An 18,037-nucleotide genomic window follows, 5' to 3' on the forward strand; every position below is an offset into this window, starting at 1 on the left:
CGGTGCCGGCCGGTGAGGAGGCGCGACATGGGTGAGCTGCGCAAACCGTTCCTGCTGCTGGCGCTGCTCGCCATCGCGCTGGTGGTGGGGCTGGAGCTGGGGGCGGCGGCGCTCACCGGCGGCGGGGACGCCGGGGGCGCGCTGCGGGACAGCGCCGGGCAGCTCGGCGTCGAACTGGGCGACGTGGGCTCGGTGACCGAGCCGTCCGGCCGGGGCACCGGTTACCTGGCGCTCATCGACGTGGTGGCGCTGTGGACCACCGGGCTGTTCAGCCTGAGCCTCGTGGTGCCGGACCGGATCCAGGGCCGGGTGCAGGGCGTCGCCACCCTGGTCTTCTCGATCCTGCTGCTGCTCGCCTCGCTGGTCCTGCTGGTCGTCGCCTTCGTCGAGCTGACCGTGATGGTCTCGCTGTTCCTGGCGGCGCCGTTCGGCACGCTGGCGTACCTGGCGGTGTGGGGGTTCTTCCCGGTCGGCGACGCGGCCGTGCTGCTCGGCCTGGTGCTGCTGCTCAAGCTCGTCTGGGCGGCGCTGCTGCTGGCCGCCCAGCCGCGTTTCCTCCAGAACAAGGGCCTCGTGCTGCTGGCGCTGACCACCCTGCTGTGCACGGTGGTGCTGGAGTTCCTGCACCAGCTGGTGCCGGGGATCCTGGTCAGCATCACCGACGACCTGGGCGCGGTGGTCTTCGCCGTGGTGGCGCTGATCTGGGCGCTGGTCCTGCTGATCGGCTCCATCCCCGCCATCGTCAAGGCCGTCCGCACCACGGCGACCACCTCCCGCCCCACCGCCCGCTCCGGGTGAACGCCGCCTCCACCGATCAGGCAAGGGCTTTCCCGGCGGCGCTGCGGTAGCCTCTCGGCCACCGGGGTGTGCGAGGGGGTGCGCATGGCGACGCTGGCCGACGTCGCCCGTCGGGCGGGCGTCTCCCCCGCGACCGCGTCGCGGGTCATCAACGGCAGCAGCAAGCCGGTCGCCGACGAGCTGCGCGAGCGGGTGCTGAAGGCCGTGGCCGAGCTGCGGTACGTGCCGAACGCGCACGCCCAGCTGCTGGCCCGGCCGCAGCGCAGCGTGGTCGGCGTGCTCGTGCACGACGTCTCCGACCCGTACTTCGCCGAGGTGACCCGGGGGCTGCAACGGGTCGCCACCGAGCGGGGCCGGCTGGTCATCATCTGCAACAGCTACCGCGACCCGGAGCGGGAGCTGGAGTACGTCGACCTGCTCCGCGCCCAGCAGGTCGCCGCCATCGTGCTGGCCGGCTCCGGCTACCACGACCCCACGGTCAACGCCCTGCTCGACGAGCGGCTCGCCGCGTACGCGGCCACCGGCGGGCGGGTGGCGGTGATCGGCCGGCACCGGCACCGGGGCGACGCCGTGCTGCCGGCCAATGAGGAGGGCGCCCGCCTGCTCGGCGCGGAGCTGCGCCGGCTCGGGCACCGGGCGGTAGGCGTGCTCGCCGGCCCGCGCTCCCTCACCACCACGAGCGACCGGATCGCCGGGCTCGGCGCCGGCCTGGGCGAGCCGCTGCCGGAGGCGTCGATCCGGTACGCGGACTTCACCCGGGACGGCGGGTCCCGGGCCGCGGCGGAGCTGCTGGACGTCGCGCCGGGGCTGACCGCGATCGTGGCGCTGAACGACTCGATGGCCGTCGGCGCGCTGAACCTGCTCCGCGCCCGCGGGGTGCGGGTGCCGGCGGAGGTCTCCGTGGTCGGTTTCGACGACATGCCGATCGCCGCCGACGTGACCCCGGCGCTGACCACGGTCCGGCTTCCCCTCGCGGAACTCGGCGCGCGGGCGATGACCCTGGCGCTGGAGCCGGCCGACGGGCGGGACCGGGTGGAGAGCCTCCCCGCCGAACTGGTCCGGCGGGACAGCCTCGGCCCCGCCCCGACCTGACCGGCTCGGCCCCCGCCCGCTCAGCTCGGCCCGGCCGACCGGACACGCCCGGGACGCCCCGGCCCAGCCGGCCGGCCTCAGTCCTGGCCGGCGGCGAGGGCGGCGAGGCGCGGGATCTGGCGCGGGTCGGCCAGCGCCGACCCGACCGCCACCACCCGCGCCCCGGCGGCCAGGAAGTCGCGGGCGTTGTCGGCGTCGATCCCGCCGGTGGCCACGAACCGCGCCTCGGGCAGCGGCCCGGCGACCGCCCGGAACCAGGCCGGGCCGAGGCTGACCGCCGGGAACGCCTTCAACCACACCAGGCCGTGGTCGAGGGCCTGCTGTGCCTCGGTGGGGGTGGCCACGCCGGGCAGGTGCGGGATTCCGTAGCTGACCGCCGCGTCGGCGACCGCGAGGTCCAGGCCGGGGGCGACGGTGAACGCGGCGCCCGCGCCGGCGGCCTGCCGGACCTGGGCGGGGGTGCGGACCGTGCCGGCGCCGACCAGGCGGTCCCGCCGCCGGCCGGCGTCCACGGCGGCGCGCAGCACGAGGACCGCGTCGGGGGTGCGGATCGGCACCTCCACCACGTCGATGCCGACGTCCCAGGCCCGCTCGGCGAGCCGGACGGTCTCGTCGGGCGGCAGGTCGCGCAGGATCACCATCACCCGGGCGGGGCCGAAGACCGGCGCGAAGTCGTGCCCGTTCACCCTGTGCTCCCTCCACCGTGGCCGCTGCCGGCCGCATTCTGCACCGTGCGGGCGACGTCGGGCCGCCCCGACGGCGGACCGGCGAGGTCCGCGGGCACGAGGGCGGCCCACTGCGTGTCGGTCAGCGCCAGCGCGCGGGCCGTCCAGGCCGGATCGGGCGGCGGCGCGGTGTCGCCGGCGGCGGCCAGCGCGGGGGCCGCGGTGAGGTGCCCGAGCCGCAGGCAGGCCGGCAGGTCGAGGCCGCGCAGCAGCCCGGCCAGGAAGCCGGCGGCGAAGGCGTCCCCCGCCCCGACCGGCTCGCGGACCGGCGCCGGCAGCGCCGGCACGAACACCCCCGTCCCGGTACGCGGCACCGCGGTCGCACCGACCGGGCCGTCCTTGACCACGACGAGTTCCGGTCCGGGCAGCAGCGCGCGGACGGCGAACGGCGTGGTGACGCCCCAGAGGGCGGCCGCCTCGTCCAGCCCGACCAGCACCACGTCGGCCCGGTCGGCCAGGTCGCGCAGCACCGGGGCGGCCCGGCCCGCCGGCCAGAGCGGGGCTCGGTGGTTGACGTCGAAGCTGATCCGGGCGGCCGGCAGCGGGCGGGCGGTGAGCGCGTGTTCCACCAGGTCGCGGCAGCTCGGGGAGAGCGCCGGGGTGATCCCGGTGAGGTGCAGCAGCCGCACCCCGGCCAGCCGCGGGTCGTCGAGGGCGCGGGCGGTCAGCCGGGACGCGGCCGAGCCGGCGCGGTGGTAGTGCACCCGGGTGCCGTCCGGGCCGGGGTCCTTGAGGTAGACGCCGGTGGGCGCGGCCGGGTCGACGGTGACCAGGGTGGTGTCCACCCCGGCGGCGGCGATCTCGCGGAGCACCCGGCGGCCGAACGGGTCGTCGCCGACCCGGCTCACCCAGGCGGCGCGGTGGCCGAGCCGGGCCAGTCCCATGGCCACGTTGGACTCGGCGCCGCCCACCCCGACGGCGAGCCGGTCGGCGTTCTCCAGCGGGGTCGCGGCGGCCGGGGCGAGCACCACCATGGTCTCGCCGACGCAGGCCACCTCCGGTCCGGTCACCCGGACACCGCCGGGGCGAGCCGGGCGGCCACCGCCGCCCGGTCGAGCCGGCCGTCGGCGACCAGCACCCGGTGCCGGTTGCGCCGGGGCTGTCCGGCGGCGACCACGGCCGGCCGGTCGAAGGCGTACGCCACGCAGACGCCCGGGTACATCGCGGTCCGCACGAACCACCGGTCGCCGGGCCCCAGCCCCGTGAAGACCAGGGTGTACGCCCCGCCGCCCGGCCCCACGCCGGTGAGCGCCAGCCACTCCGCGGCGCCGCCGTTGACCGTCTCCTCCCCCTCGGCGTCCCCGGTGAACACCCGGGGTTCCCCGGCCGCGACGGCCCGCCAGAAGAAGCCGCCGTAGCCGGCGCCGCCGGGGCGGCCGTTGGTGGCCGGGCTGCCCAGGTGAACGTCCCGACCGGTGGCGGCCGTGAGGGTGGCGTCGACGTCGAGCCACCAGGCGTCGGGGCCGGCCGGGGTGGCGGTGAGCCGGCGCCGCTCGCGCAGCAGCGGCCGCCCGGCCCGGTCCCGCCACTCCAGGTCGTGGTCGAGCCGGTCGGGGGCCCGGTCCCGCCAGCCGGTGTGCGCGATGACGCCGTGGTCGTCCCGCCAGGTGTAGCCGGCGTCCCGGACGTAGGTGCGCCCGCCCCAGAGGTTGGCGCCGTCGACGTCCTGCACGGCGAGGGAGGCGCCCAGGTGCCAGACGTGGTCGGCGGGGAGCGCGTCGGTGACCGGGGTGCCGGCCCGGGTCCGCACGGGGTGCAGGTACGGCCGCGGCCCGTGCCGCGCGTCCAGGTCCGGGTGGACCACGTACCGGGCGACCTCGGTGCCGGCCACGACCAGGCGCGGTTCGGCGGTCACGGCGCCTCCGGGCGGGGAAGCGGGCGGCGGGCGGCGACCGCGTGCAGGGCGGCCAGGGTGTAGCCGGCGAGGATGGGCACGGCGACCGGGGTGACCAGCACGGCGAGGAGCCCGGCCAGGCAGCACACGCCCGAGGCGGCGGCCCAGGTGCCGGGCCGCTGCGCGCAGGTGCCGGCCGCCGCGCGGGCCGCCGCCCGCCAGCCCCGGCCACCGGTGCGCCCGACGGCGACGGCGACCAGGCCGGCGTACCCGAGCAGGGCGGCGGCGACCGCGGCCGTGAGGGCCGTGGCGGGCCCGCCGCCGGGCACCCGGCCGCCGGCCAGGGCGAGCAGGTCGGCCGCGAGCGCGCCGGCCGCGGCGAGCACGACGGCGCTGACCGCCAGCCCGGCGGGGAGCGCCCGGCCGAACCGGGCGAGCGTGGTCCGGGCGGCCGGCCAGCTGCCGGTGACGCTGCGGTCGTGCAGCGCGGCGCTGGCCGTGGCGACCGCCGGGGCGAGGGTGAGCAGCGGCAGCGCCGCCAGGGCCACGGCGAAGCCGAGCAGCGCCAGGTCGCTCGCCTCGCGCGCGGTGTCCCGCCAGTCCCGGCGGGGCGGCTCGGCGCTCATCCCTTCAGTCCGCTGGTGTTGATGCCCTCGACCAGCATCCGCTGGAAGGCGAGGAAGAACAGGAACACCGGCAGCAGGGACAGCACCGACATGGCGAACATCGGGCCGACCGCGCTCTGGCTGGTGGAGTCGATGAACAGGGTCAGTGCCACCGGCACGGTGTAGTCGTCCAGGTTGGACAGAAAGACCAGCTGCCGGAAGAAGTCGTTCCAGGTCCAGATGAACGAGAAGATCGCGGTGGTGACCAGCGCGGGGCGGCTGAGCGGCAGGATGACGTGCCGGAAGACGCCGTACGGGGACGCGCCGTCGATCTTGGCGGCCTCGTCCAGCTCGCGCGGGATGCCCCGCATGAACTGCACCATGAGGAAGACGAAGAACGCCTCGGTGGCCAGGAAGTGCGGGATGAGCAGCGGCAGGTACGGCCAGTCGCCGCCGACCAGGCCGAGGCTGCGGAACAGGATGTACTGCGGCACGATGAGCACGTGCCCGGGCAGCAGCAGGGTGCCGATCATGACGGTGAACCAGACCTTGCGCAGCCGGAACCGCAGCCGCCCGAGGGCGTACGCGGCGAGCAGGCAGGACAGCGCGTTGCCGACCACGGTGAGCAGGCTGACCATGGCGCTGTTGAGGAAGAACCGGCCGAAGCCGACGTCGAAGTTGGTCCACCCGTCGGCGTAGTTGCCGGGGGTGAACCGCTCAGGCAGCAGCCCGACGTTGTTGACGATCTCCGCCTGGCTCTTCACCGAGGTGCCGACCATCCAGACCAGCGGGTAGAGCACCACCGCGACGATCACGACCAGCACCAGCAGGCGCACGGCCTGCCGGCTGCCGCCGGCACGGCGGCGGGCGGGAGCGAGTGCGGTCATCGGTCCTCCTCCCCGTCCGAGTAGTGCACCCAGAACCGGCCGGTGCTGAAGAAGACGGCCGTGATGAGCGCGATGGCGACCAGGAACACCCAGGCCATCGCGGAGGCGTAGCCCATCTCCAGGTCGGTGAAGCCGGAGATGTAGAGCTTGAGCGTGTACATCAGGGTGGAGTCGACGGGGCCGCCGGTGCCGTTGCTGAGCACGAACGCGGCGGTGAAGCCCTGGAAGCCGTGGATGGTCTCCAGCACCAGGTTGAAGAAGATCACCGGCGAGAGCATCGGCAGGGTGACCGCCCGGAACCGCCGCCAGGTGCCGGCGCCGTCGACGGCCGCCGCCTCGTACAGCTCGGTGGGGATCTGCTTGAGCCCGGCCAGGAAGATCACCATGGGCGCGCCGAACTGCCAGACGGCCAGCACCATGAGCGTTTCGAGGGCCCAGTCGGGGTCGCTGACCCAGGGCAGCCCCTCGATGCCGAACAGGGCGAGGAACGAGTTGAACGCGCCGTCCCGGTTGAACATGTTCACCCAGACGATGGCCAGCGCCACGCTGCCGCCGAGCAGCGACGGCAGGTAGAACAGGCCGCGGAACAGCCCGACGCCGCGCCACGTCCGGTTGAGCAGCAGCGCCACGCCGAGCGCCGCAGCCAGCTTGAGGGGCACGGCCACCAGCGCGAAGGTCAGCGTCACCCGCACCGCGTGCCAGTAGGACGGGTCGCCGGTGAACATCCGCTCGTAGTTGGCCAGCCCCACCCAGCGCACCTCGGACAGCGGGGTGAGGATGTCGTAGTCGGTGAAGCTCAGCCAGAGCGAGAGCAGCATGGGGATCGCCGTGATGCCCATCAGTCCGATGAGCCAGGGCGAGAGGAAGACGTATCCCGCCAGACCTTCGCCGAGCCGGGCCCGGCCGGCCCCGCGCCGCGTGCGGCGGGGGCCGGCCGGTCCGGTGCGTCCGGTCCGGTCGGGCGCCGTGGTGAGGGCCACGGGCCGGCTCCTTTCCGTCGGCTCGGTCAGCCGATCGCGGACTTGCAGGCGGCCAGGAACTGCTCGGCCGCCTGGGCGGGGGTGGCCCGGCCGTACTGGGCGTTCTCGGCGGCCTTGGTCAGCTCGGACTTCACCTTGCTGTGCCCCTTGATCGGCACCTGCGGCGACTCGCCGAACTTCTGCGCGAGGTCGGACTCGACCTGGATGGACTGCTTCATGGCCGGGTCGGTGGCGGTCTCGCTGACCTTGGCCCGCAGGTCGAGGTTGGACGGCAGGCCGCGGTCGGTGCCGAGCAGGGCGACCGCCTCCGGGTCGTTGTTCAGGAAGTTGATCACGTCGACGGCGACGTCCCGGTGCTTGCTGCCCTTGAACACCGACCAGTACATGGAGGCCCGGGCCCACTGGGCGCTCGGGTCACCCGGGTACGCCACGACGCCCAGCTCGTCCTTGGTGTTCTTCTTCAGGTCCGGCATCTGGTTGGCCCAGACCCAGGAGGTCGCCGCCTTGCCGGTGACCACCAGCTGCTTGGTGATGTCGGTGGCGTTGCCCTCGTGGATCACGTCGGGTGTGGGGGTGGCGCCCCGGTCGCGGGCGCCCTTCCACAGGTCGAACCACTTCGTCACGTCCTCGGCCGTGAAGCCGAGTTCCTTGCCGTCGTAAAGGTCCTTGCCCTGCTGGCGCAGCCAGACCCAGAACGCCTTGTAGTCGGCGCTCGGGTCCTGGGTGCCGGGCACCTTCGTCTTCTTCGCCACCTGTTCGGCCCAGGCGATGTGCTGCTCCCAGGTCATCCCGGTGGTCGGCTCGGGCAGGCCGTGCTTCTGCAACAGGGTCTTGTTGTAGACGAGGCCCTGGGTGTTCTCCCCGGCGGCCACGCCGGCGAGCTTGCCGTCGACCACGCCGTACTGCAGGAGGCTCTTGGGGAACTTCGACACGTCGAGCTTGCCGGAGTCCGTGTAGCTGGTCAGGTCCAGGGTGGTGCTGCGGCCGGCGTACTCGGCGAGGTAGTTGTCGTCGATCTGGAACAGGTCGGGCGGGTTGCCGCCGGCGGTCAGGGTGGCCAGCTTGTCGAAGTAGCCCTGGTTGGCCTGCCAGGTCTTCTCGAAGGTCACCTCGGGGTGCTTCTTCGTGTAGAGGGCCAGGGCGTCCTCGGTGAGCTTGGCACGGGCGTCGCCACCCCACCAGAAGACCGAGAGCTTGACCGGGCCGTCGTCGCCGGCCTCGTCGCCGCCGCAGGCCGCGGCGCCCAGGGCGAGCGGCGCGGCCAGCGCGACGGCGGCCAGGCCGCGCACGAATCGACGTCGGGTCAGGGGGGTACGGTGATTCCGCCCGGCGGGCACGCCGGCGGTGGGGGACGTTGCGGGGTGCATCTGCGCTCACTCCTCGGCTGTGGGAGGCGACGACGTCACCGGCGGCCGTCCACGGGTCGCCCGGGTCCGCACGGCGATGCGGGCCCGGGCCACCACGTCAGGCCCCGGTGCCGTCCCGGCCGGGCGGTGGGACGGGCCCGGTCGAGTCGCGGACGACCAGTTCGGTCTGGAGCATTACCTGTGCGGTGGTGCGACGGTCGCCGGCCGTTGCGCCCCGGCCCCGGGCGCCGCGGGGCGCGTCGGAGTCGTGTTGCAGCAGCATGTCGACGGCCGTCCGGCCGGCGGCCGCGGTCGGCGTGGCCACCGTCGTCAACTTGGGCCGGGTCAGCCGGCTCAGCGCGATGTCGTCGACGCCGACGACGCTGACGTCCTGCGGGACCCGGAGCCCGAGCGCGTCGAGCCCCTCGATGAGGCCGATCGCCATGAGGTCGTTGTAGGCGAGCACGGCGGTGACGCCGCTGCGGCGGACCTGGTCCGCCACGGCGCCGCCGCCGGTCTCGGTGGGGTGGTTGGGGCCCAGGACGGTCAGCTCCGCGCCGCCGGCCCGGGCGGCGGCGCCGGCGGCCCGGCGGATCTCCCGGTTGGTCCACGAGCCGCGCGGGCCGCCGAGCAGCGCGATCCGCCGGTGGCCCAGGCCGAGCAGGTGCTCGATCGCCAGCCGGGCCCCCTGGCCGACGTCCATCATCACGCAGGGCAGGCCGGCGACCTGGCGGTTTATCACCACCACCGGAACCTCCCGGCTGACCTGCTCGATGAGGCTGTTGCTCATCCGGGGGCTGCACAGCAGCACCCCGTCGACCTGCTTGGCCAGGGCGTGGACCAGCTCCTCCTCGGCGGCCTGGTCCTCGTTGGTGTCGGCCACGAACACGTGGTAGTCGCGGTGCCGCGCCTGCCCCTCGGCCGCCTTGATCAGCGGCGGGAAGAACGGGTTCGCGATGTCGGCGACGATCAGGCCGATGTTGTGCGTACGGCCGGTGATGAGGGCGCGGGCGGCCCGGTTCGGCCGGTAGCCGAGGTCCTCCGCGCAGGCCAGCACCCGGACCCGGGTCTCCGGGTTGACCAGGTGCGGGGCCGAGAACGTGCGGGACACGGTGGAGATGTGCACGCCCGAGGCCCGCGCGACGTCCCGGATGGTGGCTGGCACGGCGGGCTCCTCGTCCGATGTGGTGGCGGTCACGTGGGTGCCGCCAATTAATGCAAACGGTTGCTCCACTGTCAACGGGAGTTTGTTGCGGATCGATTGCGGTACCGCTCCCAGCACCCGTTCTTTGCCCTATAAAAGCGGATATAGGTAACCGGTTTGGCATCGACCGTTGACGCGGTCTTCGCCGGCGTGGTTTCTTCGGCTGCAAACCTTTGCAGCTCTCCGGGGAGGCCGACGCCATGTCACCACCCGCCCGGGAACGGGTCCGGCACGCCCTGGTCGGCGCCGGGGCCCGGGCCGAGATGTTCGTCCGCGCGCTCGCCCTCGACCACGCCGACACCGCCGAGCTGGTCGCCCTCGCCGACGTCAACCAGGCGCGGATGGACGCGCACAACCGCTGGCTGGCCGAGCTGGGCCACCCGCCGGTGCCCACGTACCGGGCCGCGGACTTCACCGCGATGCTGGCCAAGGAGCGGGTCGACGTGGTGCTGGTGACCACCGTGGACGTCACCCACGACGAGTACGTGACGGCCGCCCTGCGGGCCGGCTGCGACGTGGTCACCGAGAAGCCCATGACCGTCGACGCCCCCCGCTGCCGGCGGATCCTCGACGCGGTCGCCGAGACCGGGCGCCGGGTCACCGTCGCCTTCAACTACCGCTACAACCCCTTGCACGAGCAGGTCCGCCGGCTGCTCGCCGACGGGGCGGTCGGCGAGATCGGCTCGGTGCACTTCGAGTGGCTGCTCGACGTCCGCCACGGCGCGGACTACTTCCGCCGCTGGCACCGGGACAAGGCCACCTCGGGCGGCCTGCTCGTGCACAAGGCCAGCCACCACTTCGACCTGGTCAACTGGTGGCTGGACGCCCGCCCGGTCGAGGTGCACGCGGCCGGCCGGCTGTTCTTCTACGGCGAGTCCGGCCGCCGGCACGGCTACGCCCGCGACTACGACCGGGCGCACGGCTCCCCCGCCGCCGCCGACGACCCGTTCGCGCTGCGGCTGGCCGAGCACCCCCGGCTGCGCGAGCTGTACCTGGACGCCGAGGCCGAGGACGGCTACCAGCGCGACCGCAACGTCTTCGCCCCGGGCGTCACCATCGAGGACGACCTCGCCGTGCTGGCCCGCTACTCCACCGGCGCGACCATGACCTACCACCTGACCGCCTACGCCCCCTGGGAGGGCTACCGGGTGATGGTCAACGGCAGCCGGGGCCGTCTCGAACTCGACGTGACCGAGAGCGACCACGTCTCCCCCGCCGGGGCCGGCGCGCTCAAGGGCGCCGCCCTGCACGGCGACGAGGCGGCGGTCGAGCACGGCGCGGCCCGGCTCACCCTGCGGCCGTTCTGGGCGCCACCCGTGGACGTCCCCGTCGACGGCTGGATCCGGCGGGGCCACGGCGGCGCGGACGCCCGGATGACGCGGGTGCTGCTCGGCGGCGAGCCCGACCCCCTCGGCCGGGCGGCCACCGCGTACGACGGGGCGCTCGCCCTGCTCACCGGCCTGGCCGCGAACCGCTCCCTGGACACCGGCGCCCCCGTCCGCGTCGCCGACCTGCTCACCCTCCCCTGACCGAGGAGTCACGCCCCCGTGCCGACCGTCCCCCGCAGCGACCTGCTCCTGCCCGCCGAACCCGGCCAGCGCGCCCTCGCCCGCGAGCTGTACGCCCTGGCGGCCGAGCAGCCGATCATCTCCCCGCACGGACACGTCGACCCGGCCCTGCTGGCCGAGGACCGCCCGTTCCCCGACCCGGCCCGGCTGCTCATCGTGCCCGACCACTACCTCACCCGGATGCTGCTCAGCCAGGGGGTGCCCCCGGCCGACCTCGGCGTGCCCACCGTCGACGGCAGCCCGGTGGAGACCGACGGGCGGACCATCTGGCGCCGCTTCGCCGCGCACTGGCGCCTGTTCCGCGGCACCCCGTCCCGGCTCTGGCTGGAACAGACCTTCCACGACGTGTTCGGGGTGACCACCACGCTGTCCCCGGCCACCGCCGACACGGTCTACGACGAGCTGGCCGCGCGCCTCGCCGAACCGGGGTTCCGGCCCCGGGCGCTCTTCGAGCGCTTCGGCATCGAGGTGCTCGCCACCACCGAGTCGCCGCTGGACGACCTCGGCCAGCACGCCAAGCTCGCCGCCGACGGCTGGGGCGGGCCGGGCGGCCGGGTGGTCACCACGTTCCGCCCCGACGACGTGGTGGACATGGAGTTCGACAACTGGTCGGCCAACGTGGACCGGCTCGGCGAGGTCTCCGGCGAGGACACCGGCACGTACGCGGGCTACCTGGCCGCGCTGCGGCGGCGCCGGGCGGCGTTCGTCGCGGCGGGCGCGACCTCCTCCGACCACGGGCACCCCACGGCCCGTACCCTCGCCCTCGACGCCGCCGAGGCGGCGGCGCTCTACGACCGGGGCCGGCGCGGGCGGGCCGACGCCGCGGACGCCGAGGCGTTCCGGGCGCACATGCTGCTGGAGTTCGCCCGGATGTCGCTCGACGACGGCCTGGTCATGCAGCTGCACCCGGGCGCCGTGCGCAACCACAACCGCTGGCTGTACACCCGGCACGGCCGGGACGTCGGCGGCGACGTGCCGCAGGCCACCGAGTACGTGCACGGCCTGGCCCCGCTGCTGGACGCGTACGGCAACGACCCGCGGCTGCGGGTGGTGCTCTACACCCTGGACGAAGACACCTTCACCCGGGAACTGGCCCCGCTCGCCGGCGGGTACGCGGCCCTGCACCTCGGCGCGCCCTGGTGGTTCCTCGACTCGCCCGAGGTGCTGCGCCGGTTCCGGGAGGCGGTCACCGAGACCGCCGGCTTCTACAACACCGCCGGGTTCGTCGACGACACCCGCGCGTTCTGCTCCATCCCGGTCCGCCACGACGTGGCCCGCCGCGTGGACGCCGGCTACCTGGCCCGCCTCGTGGCCGAGCACCGGCTGCCCATGGACGAGGCCGCCGAGACCATCGTCGACCTGGCGTACCGGCTGCCCAAGCGGGTCTTCAAGTTCGGGGAGGGTTCATGACCAGGATCACCGACGTCCACGTGCACGACGTCCGGTTCCCCACGGCCGCCAGCGGCGACGGCTCGGACGCCGTCAACCGGGGCGACTACTCGGCCACCTACGTCGAGCTGGCCACCGACGGGGGCCCCACCGGCGCCGGGTTCACCTTCACCAACGGCCGGGGCAACGAGATCACCTGCGCGGCCGTGCGCGCCCTGGCCCACCACGTGCGCGGCCGCAGCATCACGGAGATCGCCGCCGAGCCGGTGGCCTTCTGGCGCTCGCTCACCGCCGACGTGCAGCTGCGCTGGCTCGGCCCGGAGAAGGGCGTCATCCACATGGCGGCCGGCGCGCTTGTCAACGCCGTCTGGGACCTGCGCGCCAAGCTCGCCGGCAAGCCGATGTGGCAGTTCCTCGCCGAACTGCCCACCGACGACCTCGTGGCCAGCGTCGACTTCCACCACATCACCGACGCGCTCACCCCCGACGAGGCGGCCGCCCTCCTCGACAAGGGCCGCGACGGGCTCGCCGACCGGCTCGCGACGCTGGAGCGGGACGGCTTCCCCTCGTACACCACCTCGGTCGGCTGGCTCGGCTACCCGGACGACAAGGTGCGGGCGCTGACCCGCGCCGCGTACGCCGACGGCTGGCGGGCCGTGAAGATGAAGGTCGGCGGCCCGCTCGACGACGACCTGCGCCGGGCCCGGATCATCCGCGCCGAGATCGGGCCGGAGGCGCTGCTCATGATGGACGCCAACCAGGTCTGGGACGTCGACGAGGCGATCACCGCGATGACCGCGCTGGCGGAGGTCGACCCGTACTGGATCGAGGAGCCGACGCACGCCGACGACGTGCTCGGCCACGCCCGGATCGCCCGCGCGGTCACCGAGCTGACCGGCGGCCGGTGCCGGGTGGCCACCGGCGAGGTGGCCGCCAACCGGGTGATCTTCAAGCAGCTGCTCCAGGCCGAGGCCATCGGCGTCATGCAGGTCGACGCCTGCCGGGTCGGCGGGGTCGACGAGGTCCTGGCCGAGCTGCTCATGGCGGCGAAGTTCGGCGTGCCGGTCTGCCCGCACGCCGGCGGCGTCGGCCTCTGCGAGTACGTCCAGCATCTGGCGATCTTCGACCATCTCCGGGTCGGCGCCAGCCTCGACGGCCGGATGGTCGAGTACGTCGACCACCTCCACGAGCACTTCGTCGACCCGGTGCGCACCCGCGGCGGCCGCTACCTGCTGCCCACCGCCCCGGGCTACAGCAGCACCATGAGACCGGAGTCGATCGCCGAGTTCCGCTTCCCGGACGGGCCGGTGTGGCGGTGAGCGCCGGCGCCGACCGGCTCGGCCTGGCCACCCTGCGCCGGCTGCCCGTCGAGTCCCGGCCGCTGCTGCGCCCCGGCACCGTGCCGGCCGGCATCGTCCACCTCGGACTCGGCGCCTTCCACCGCGCCCACCAGGCCGTCCACACCGAGGCGGCGGTCGGCGCGGCCGGCGGGGACTGGGGCATCGTCGGGGTCGCCCCGCGCAGCACCGCCGTGGTCGACGCGCTCGCCGTGCAGGACTACCTGTTCAGCGTCACCACCCTGGCCGCCGAGGGCGCGGCCACCCGGGTGGTCGGCGCCCTGGCCGGGGTACGCCACGCGGCCGGCGACCCGGCCGCCGTGGTGCGCCTGCTCGCCGACCCCGCGATCCGGGTGGTGACGCTGACCGTGACCGAGAAGGCGCACCAGCTCGACCCGGTCACCGGCACGCTGCGCGCCGATTCCGACCTGGTCGCCGACCTCACCACCGACCGGCCGCCGCGGACCGTGCCGGGGCTGCTGGTGCGCGGGCTGCTCGCCCGCGCCGCCGCCGACGCCGGCCCGGTCGCGCTGGTCAGCTGCGACAACCTGCCGGCCAACGGCCGCCGGCTGCGTGGCCTGGTGACCCAGGCGCTCGCGCTGGCCCGGGTGCCCGACGGGCCGGCCGGCTGGATCGAGCGGCAGGTCCGCTTCCCCGGCACCATGGTCGACCGGATCGTGCCGGCCCCCACCCGGGACACGGTGGACACCGCCCGGCGGGCACTCGGCGTGACCGACCTGGCGGCGGTGGCGGCCGAGCCGTACTCCCAGTGGGTGATCGAGGACGACTTCCCCGCCGGGCGGCCGGCCTGGGAGCGGGCCGGGGCGGTGCTCACCGCCGACGCCGGCCCGTGGGAGCGGCTGAAGCTGCGCACCCTCAACGGGGTGCACTCGGCCACGGCCTACCTGGGCGCCCTGGCCGGCGTGGAGACCGTCGCCGAGACCCTGGCGCTCCCGGGGCTGGACGCCGTGCTGCGCCGGCTGGTGGCCGAGGACGTGGCGGCCAGCTTCACCCCACCGCCCGGCGTGTCCGTGCCCGCGTACGGGGAGGAGGTGCTGGGCCGGTTCGGCAACCCGGCGATCCGGCACCGCACCCTCCAGATCGCCATGGACGGCTCGCAGAAGCTGCCGCAGCGGGTGCTGCACACCATCGCCGACCTGCGCGCCGCCGGCCGCCCGGCCCGCTGGGCCGCCCTGGTGGTCGCGGCCTGGCTGCGCTTCCTGCTCGGCCACGCCGACGACGGCCGTCCGCTGCCGCTGGACGACCCGCTCGCCGACCGGATCCGCGCCGCCCTCGCCGCCGCCCCGGGCACCCCGGCCGGGGTGGTCGACGCGCTCTTCGCCCTGCGCGAGGTCTTCCCCGCCGACCTGGCCGCCGACGACGAGGTCCGGGCCGACGTGACCGGCTGGCTGACCGACCTGGAGCGGCACGGCGTCCGGGCCACCCTGGCCGGTGCGGGGTGACCGGCCCGGGCGCCGCGCGGCGCGGTGACGCCGGAGCGGGTCGGGCGGACCCGCCAACGGTCGCGCTGGTCGGCGCGAACGGGCACGGGCGCTGGCACCGGCGGGCCATCGCCCCGCTGCACGCCGCCGGCCGGGTACGCCTCGCCGGCCTGGTCGATCTGCACCCGCTGGAGGACGAGCCGGCCGCCCCGGTCCCGCCCGGGGCGCGGACCTTCACCGACCACCGGGCCATGCTCGCCGCCGTACGCCCCGACGTGGTGGTGGTCTGCACCCCGCCGCACACCCACCTGCCGATCGCGCTCGACGCCCTCGCCGCCGGGGCCGACCTGCTGCTGGAGAAGCCGCCGGTGCTCGACCCGGCCGAACACCGGCGGCTCTCCAGGGCGGCGGAGGACGCCGGCCGGGCCGTGCAGGTCGGCTTCCAGGCGCTCGGCTCGGCGGCCCTGGCCGAACTGACCGCCGCCCTCGCGGCCGGCCGGCTCGGCACGGTCACCGCCGTCGCCACCGTGGCGGCGTGGCGGCGGCCCGACGCCTACTACGCCCGCTCCCCCTGGGCCGGCCGGCGGAGCGTCGACGGCCGGCCCGCGCTCGACGGGGCCCTGGCCAACCCCCTGGCGCACGCGGTGATGCAGTGCCTCGCCGTCGCCGAGGCGGTGGCCGGTGGCCCGGTCCGGCCGGCCCGGATCGAGGTGGAGCGCTACCGGGTGCGGCCCATCGAGGTGGACGACACCGCCGTGCTGCGGGTGACGCCGCGGACCGGGCCGCCGGTGCTGGCCGCGGTCACCCTGGCCGGCGAGGAGTTCATCGCCGGCGAGGTGCACGTCCGCGGCGACCGGGGCCGGGCCGTCCTGGAGTATCCGACCGACCGGCTGCGGCTGCCCGGCGACCCGGCGCCGCGTGAGGTGCCCGGCCGGCGCGGGCTGCTGGAGAACCTGCTCGACCACCGGGCCGCCGGCGCCCCGCTGATCGCGCCGCTGGCGCGTACCGCGCCGTTCACGGCGATCGTGGCGGCCCTGCGGGACGCGCCCGAGCCGGCCCTGCTGGGCGGCGCGCTGGTGCGCACCGAGGGCGACGGGCCGGAGCGGGTGCGGATCATCCGGGGCGTCGACGCGGTGCTGCGGCGGGCCACCGAGACCGGGGCGCTGCCGTCGGAGTCGGGGGTGCCGTGGGCCGTGCCGCCGTACCGGATCGAGCTGCCCGACGGGGAGGCGCCGCAACGGTAGTGCAAACCCCGGCCCGGACGATCCGGACAGATGACCGCCCATCCCGTCGTATCGGGTCGGGGCAATACCGCACACAATCCCCCATTGCAACAAACCTGCACACAATACACATTGACTCATATAAAACAATGACTTTACCGTCACAGATATCGGCCACCAGAAGCTGACAGGACGGTACGAGTCATGCGTAGAACAACAGCGGGCGCCGCGCTCCTCGCCGCCGCGCTCGTGGTCACCGGCGCCGCCCCCGCGCCGGCCGCCCCGACCGACCCGGCCCTGTCCCGGCCCGCCCGGGAACTCGGCCGCCAGGCGCTCCCCGCGAACGACGGCTGGGCCGCCGAGGGCGCCGGCACCACCGGGGGCGCGGCCGCCGCTCCCGACCGGATCCGGCTGGTGCGCACCCGGGCCGAACTGGTCGACGCGCTCGGCGGCGACAACGCCACCAACGCCGCGGACGCCACCCCCAAGATCGTGTACGTGGCGGGCGCCGTCGACGGCTTCGAGGGCCCCGACGGCGCCCTCCTCGACTGCGCCGACCTGGCCGACCCGGAATACACGCTCGACGGCTACCTGGCCGCGTACGACCCGGCGGTGTGGGGGCGGGTCAACCCGAGCGGGCCCCTGGAGGCGGCCCGGGTGCGCTCGGTGGCCAACCAGACCCGGCAGACCCAGGTCAACGTCGGGTCCAACACCACAATCATCGGCCTGCGCGGCGCCCGGCTCACCGGGCTGACCCTGATGATCGACAGGGTCAGCAACGTCATCGTCCGCAACCTCACCCTCGCCGACGCCCGGGACTGCTTCCCGGCGTGGTCTCCCACCGACGGCGACGCCGGCAACTGGAACTCCCAGTACGACCAGATCTCCGTCCGGCGCAGCGAACACGTCTGGGTCGACCACAACACGTTCACCGACGGCGACAACCCGGACAGCGGCCAGCCCACCTACTTCGGTCGGCCGTACCAGGTGCACGACGGGTCGCTGGACGTCACGCACACGGCCAGCCTGGTCACCGCCTCGTGGAACCGGTTCGCCGGGCGGGACAAGCTCATGCTGATCGGCTCGTCCAACACCGTCGGCCCGGACGTCGGCCGCCTCAAGGTGACCGTGCACCACAACCTCTTCGACGGCGACCTCCAGCGGCTGCCCCGGGTCCGGTTCGGCCAGGTCGACGTCTACGACAACCACTACCGGCTCGGCGGCCCCGGCTTCGAGTACGCCCTCGGCGTCGGCGTGCAGTCCGCCCTGTACGCGGAGAACAACTTCTTCACGCTGGCCGACGACGTCGACCCGGCCGACCTGATCCACGACTGGGGCGGCACCGCGCTGACCGAGCGGGGCAGCTGGCTCCGCCAGGCCGGCGGCCCCGCGCACCCGGTCGACCTGCTCGGGGCGTACAACGCGGCCCACGACCCGGACCTCGGCGGCGACGCCGGCTGGACGCCCACCCTGCGCGCCGGCCCCCTGCTGCCCACGCCGCTCGTGCCGCTCGCGGTCGGCGCGTTCGCGGGCGCCGGCCGGCTGCCCCTCTGATCCCCGGCCCGCGTGCGTCCCCCCGCGCGGCGCCCGGCCGTCCCACCCCCACC

Annotated in this window: 16 protein-coding genes; 8 read left to right on the forward strand and 8 right to left on the reverse strand. The window is 75.0% G+C overall.

The window, feature by feature from the left end; all coding sequences use genetic code 11:
* The first annotated feature begins 27 nt into the window (after positions 1-27).
* Both NLX85_RS24405 and NLX85_RS24410 read left to right on the forward strand, forming a co-directional pair.
* Complete coding sequence (locus NLX85_RS24405; RefSeq protein WP_254338901.1) at positions 28-798, forward strand: hypothetical protein; 771 nt, start codon at positions 28-30, stop codon at positions 796-798.
* 84 nt (positions 799-882) lie between these two features.
* Entirely contained in the window at positions 883-1,890 is a 1,008-nt protein-coding gene (locus NLX85_RS24410) for a LacI family DNA-binding transcriptional regulator (protein WP_254338903.1), read from the forward strand.
* Between the two features lie 77 nt (positions 1,891-1,967).
* Here the strand turns inward: NLX85_RS24410 and NLX85_RS24415 are convergent, their stop codons facing one another.
* The 8 genes from NLX85_RS24415 to NLX85_RS24450 form a co-directional block, all read right to left on the reverse strand.
* Positions 1,968-2,576 carry a bifunctional 4-hydroxy-2-oxoglutarate aldolase/2-dehydro-3-deoxy-phosphogluconate aldolase gene (locus NLX85_RS24415; RefSeq protein ID WP_254338904.1) on the reverse strand — a complete coding sequence of 203 codons (609 nt, stop codon included), beginning with the start codon at positions 2,574-2,576 and terminating at the stop codon, positions 1,968-1,970.
* Entirely contained in the window at positions 2,573-3,625 is a 1,053-nt protein-coding gene (locus NLX85_RS24420) for a PfkB family carbohydrate kinase (protein ID WP_254338905.1), read from the reverse strand. The genes NLX85_RS24415 and NLX85_RS24420 overlap by 4 nt, the downstream gene beginning before the upstream one ends.
* A complete protein-coding gene (locus NLX85_RS24425) occupies positions 3,622-4,470 on the reverse strand; it encodes a DUF6807 family protein (RefSeq protein WP_254338906.1) in 849 nt (282 codons plus the stop codon). The genes NLX85_RS24420 and NLX85_RS24425 overlap by 4 nt, the downstream gene beginning before the upstream one ends.
* Positions 4,467-5,075 (reverse strand): hypothetical protein, encoded by a 609-nt coding sequence (locus NLX85_RS24430; RefSeq protein WP_254338907.1) that lies wholly within the window; start codon positions 5,073-5,075, stop codon positions 4,467-4,469. Before NLX85_RS24430 ends, NLX85_RS24425 begins: the two co-directional genes overlap by 4 nt.
* Positions 5,072-5,941: a carbohydrate ABC transporter permease gene (locus NLX85_RS24435; protein WP_254338908.1), complete on the reverse strand. Its 870-nt coding sequence runs from the start codon at positions 5,939-5,941 to the stop codon at positions 5,072-5,074. Before NLX85_RS24435 ends, NLX85_RS24430 begins: the two co-directional genes overlap by 4 nt.
* Positions 5,938-6,921 carry a carbohydrate ABC transporter permease gene (locus NLX85_RS24440; RefSeq protein WP_254338909.1) on the reverse strand — a complete coding sequence of 328 codons (984 nt, stop codon included), beginning with the start codon at positions 6,919-6,921 and terminating at the stop codon, positions 5,938-5,940. The genes NLX85_RS24435 and NLX85_RS24440 overlap by 4 nt, the downstream gene beginning before the upstream one ends.
* A gap of 26 nt (positions 6,922-6,947) precedes the next feature.
* Entirely contained in the window at positions 6,948-8,288 is a 1,341-nt protein-coding gene (locus tag NLX85_RS24445) for an ABC transporter substrate-binding protein (RefSeq protein ID WP_254338910.1), read from the reverse strand.
* A 97-nt stretch (positions 8,289-8,385) separates the two neighbouring features.
* Positions 8,386-9,432 (reverse strand): LacI family DNA-binding transcriptional regulator, encoded by a 1,047-nt coding sequence (locus tag NLX85_RS24450; RefSeq protein ID WP_254338911.1) that lies wholly within the window; start codon positions 9,430-9,432, stop codon positions 8,386-8,388.
* A 239-nt stretch (positions 9,433-9,671) separates the two neighbouring features.
* Here NLX85_RS24450 and NLX85_RS24455 point away from each other — a divergent pair, with 239 nt between their 5' ends.
* The 6 genes from NLX85_RS24455 (at position 9,672) to NLX85_RS24480 (ending at position 17,984) form a co-directional block, all read left to right on the forward strand.
* A complete protein-coding gene (locus NLX85_RS24455; protein WP_254338912.1) occupies positions 9,672-11,000 on the forward strand; it encodes a Gfo/Idh/MocA family protein in 1,329 nt (442 codons plus the stop codon).
* Between the two features lie 18 nt (positions 11,001-11,018).
* Positions 11,019-12,449, forward strand: coding sequence for a glucuronate isomerase (uxaC, locus tag NLX85_RS24460; protein ID WP_254338913.1), 1,431 nt, complete (start codon positions 11,019-11,021; stop codon positions 12,447-12,449).
* On the forward strand, positions 12,446-13,747 hold the full coding sequence (locus NLX85_RS24465) for an enolase C-terminal domain-like protein (protein WP_254338914.1): 1,302 nt from the start codon (positions 12,446-12,448) through the stop codon (positions 13,745-13,747). The genes uxaC and NLX85_RS24465 overlap by 4 nt, the downstream gene beginning before the upstream one ends.
* On the forward strand, positions 13,738-15,228 hold the full coding sequence (locus NLX85_RS24470; protein ID WP_374628336.1) for a mannitol dehydrogenase family protein: 1,491 nt from the start codon (positions 13,738-13,740) through the stop codon (positions 15,226-15,228). Before NLX85_RS24465 ends, NLX85_RS24470 begins: the two co-directional genes overlap by 10 nt.
* Positions 15,225-16,451 (forward strand): Gfo/Idh/MocA family protein, encoded by a 1,227-nt coding sequence (locus NLX85_RS24475; RefSeq protein ID WP_254338916.1) that lies wholly within the window; start codon positions 15,225-15,227, stop codon positions 16,449-16,451. Before NLX85_RS24470 ends, NLX85_RS24475 begins: the two co-directional genes overlap by 4 nt.
* A gap of 183 nt (positions 16,452-16,634) precedes the next feature.
* Positions 16,635-17,984, forward strand: a complete 1,350-nt coding sequence (locus tag NLX85_RS24480) for a polysaccharide lyase family 1 protein (RefSeq protein WP_254338917.1) — start codon at positions 16,635-16,637, stop codon at positions 17,982-17,984.
* Positions 17,985-18,037 lie beyond the last annotated feature (53 nt).

The sequence above is a fragment of the Micromonospora sp. A3M-1-15 genome, assembly GCF_024213425.1.
Taxonomy (GTDB): Bacteria; Actinomycetota; Actinomycetes; order Mycobacteriales; family Micromonosporaceae; genus Micromonospora; species Micromonospora chersina.

Excerpts from the sequence above, each read along its gene's own strand:
- NLX85_RS24410 (WP_254338903.1), top strand. The coding sequence starts at position 883 with ATGGCGACGCTGGCCGACGTCGCCCGTCGGGCGGGCGTCTCCCCCGCG.
- NLX85_RS24465 (WP_254338914.1), top strand. The coding sequence starts at position 12,446 with ATGACCAGGATCACCGACGTCCACGTGCACGACGTCCGGTTCCCCACG.
- NLX85_RS24445 (WP_254338910.1), bottom strand. The coding sequence starts at position 8,288 with ATGCACCCCGCAACGTCCCCCACCGCCGGCGTGCCCGCCGGGCGGAAT.
- NLX85_RS24480 (WP_254338917.1), top strand. The coding sequence starts at position 16,635 with ATGCGTAGAACAACAGCGGGCGCCGCGCTCCTCGCCGCCGCGCTCGTG.
- NLX85_RS24455 (WP_254338912.1), top strand. The coding sequence starts at position 9,672 with ATGTCACCACCCGCCCGGGAACGGGTCCGGCACGCCCTGGTCGGCGCC.
- NLX85_RS24435 (WP_254338908.1), bottom strand. The coding sequence starts at position 5,941 with ATGACCGCACTCGCTCCCGCCCGCCGCCGTGCCGGCGGCAGCCGGCAG.
- NLX85_RS24405 (WP_254338901.1), top strand. The coding sequence starts at position 28 with ATGGGTGAGCTGCGCAAACCGTTCCTGCTGCTGGCGCTGCTCGCCATC.
- NLX85_RS24430 (WP_254338907.1), bottom strand. The coding sequence starts at position 5,075 with ATGAGCGCCGAGCCGCCCCGCCGGGACTGGCGGGACACCGCGCGCGAG.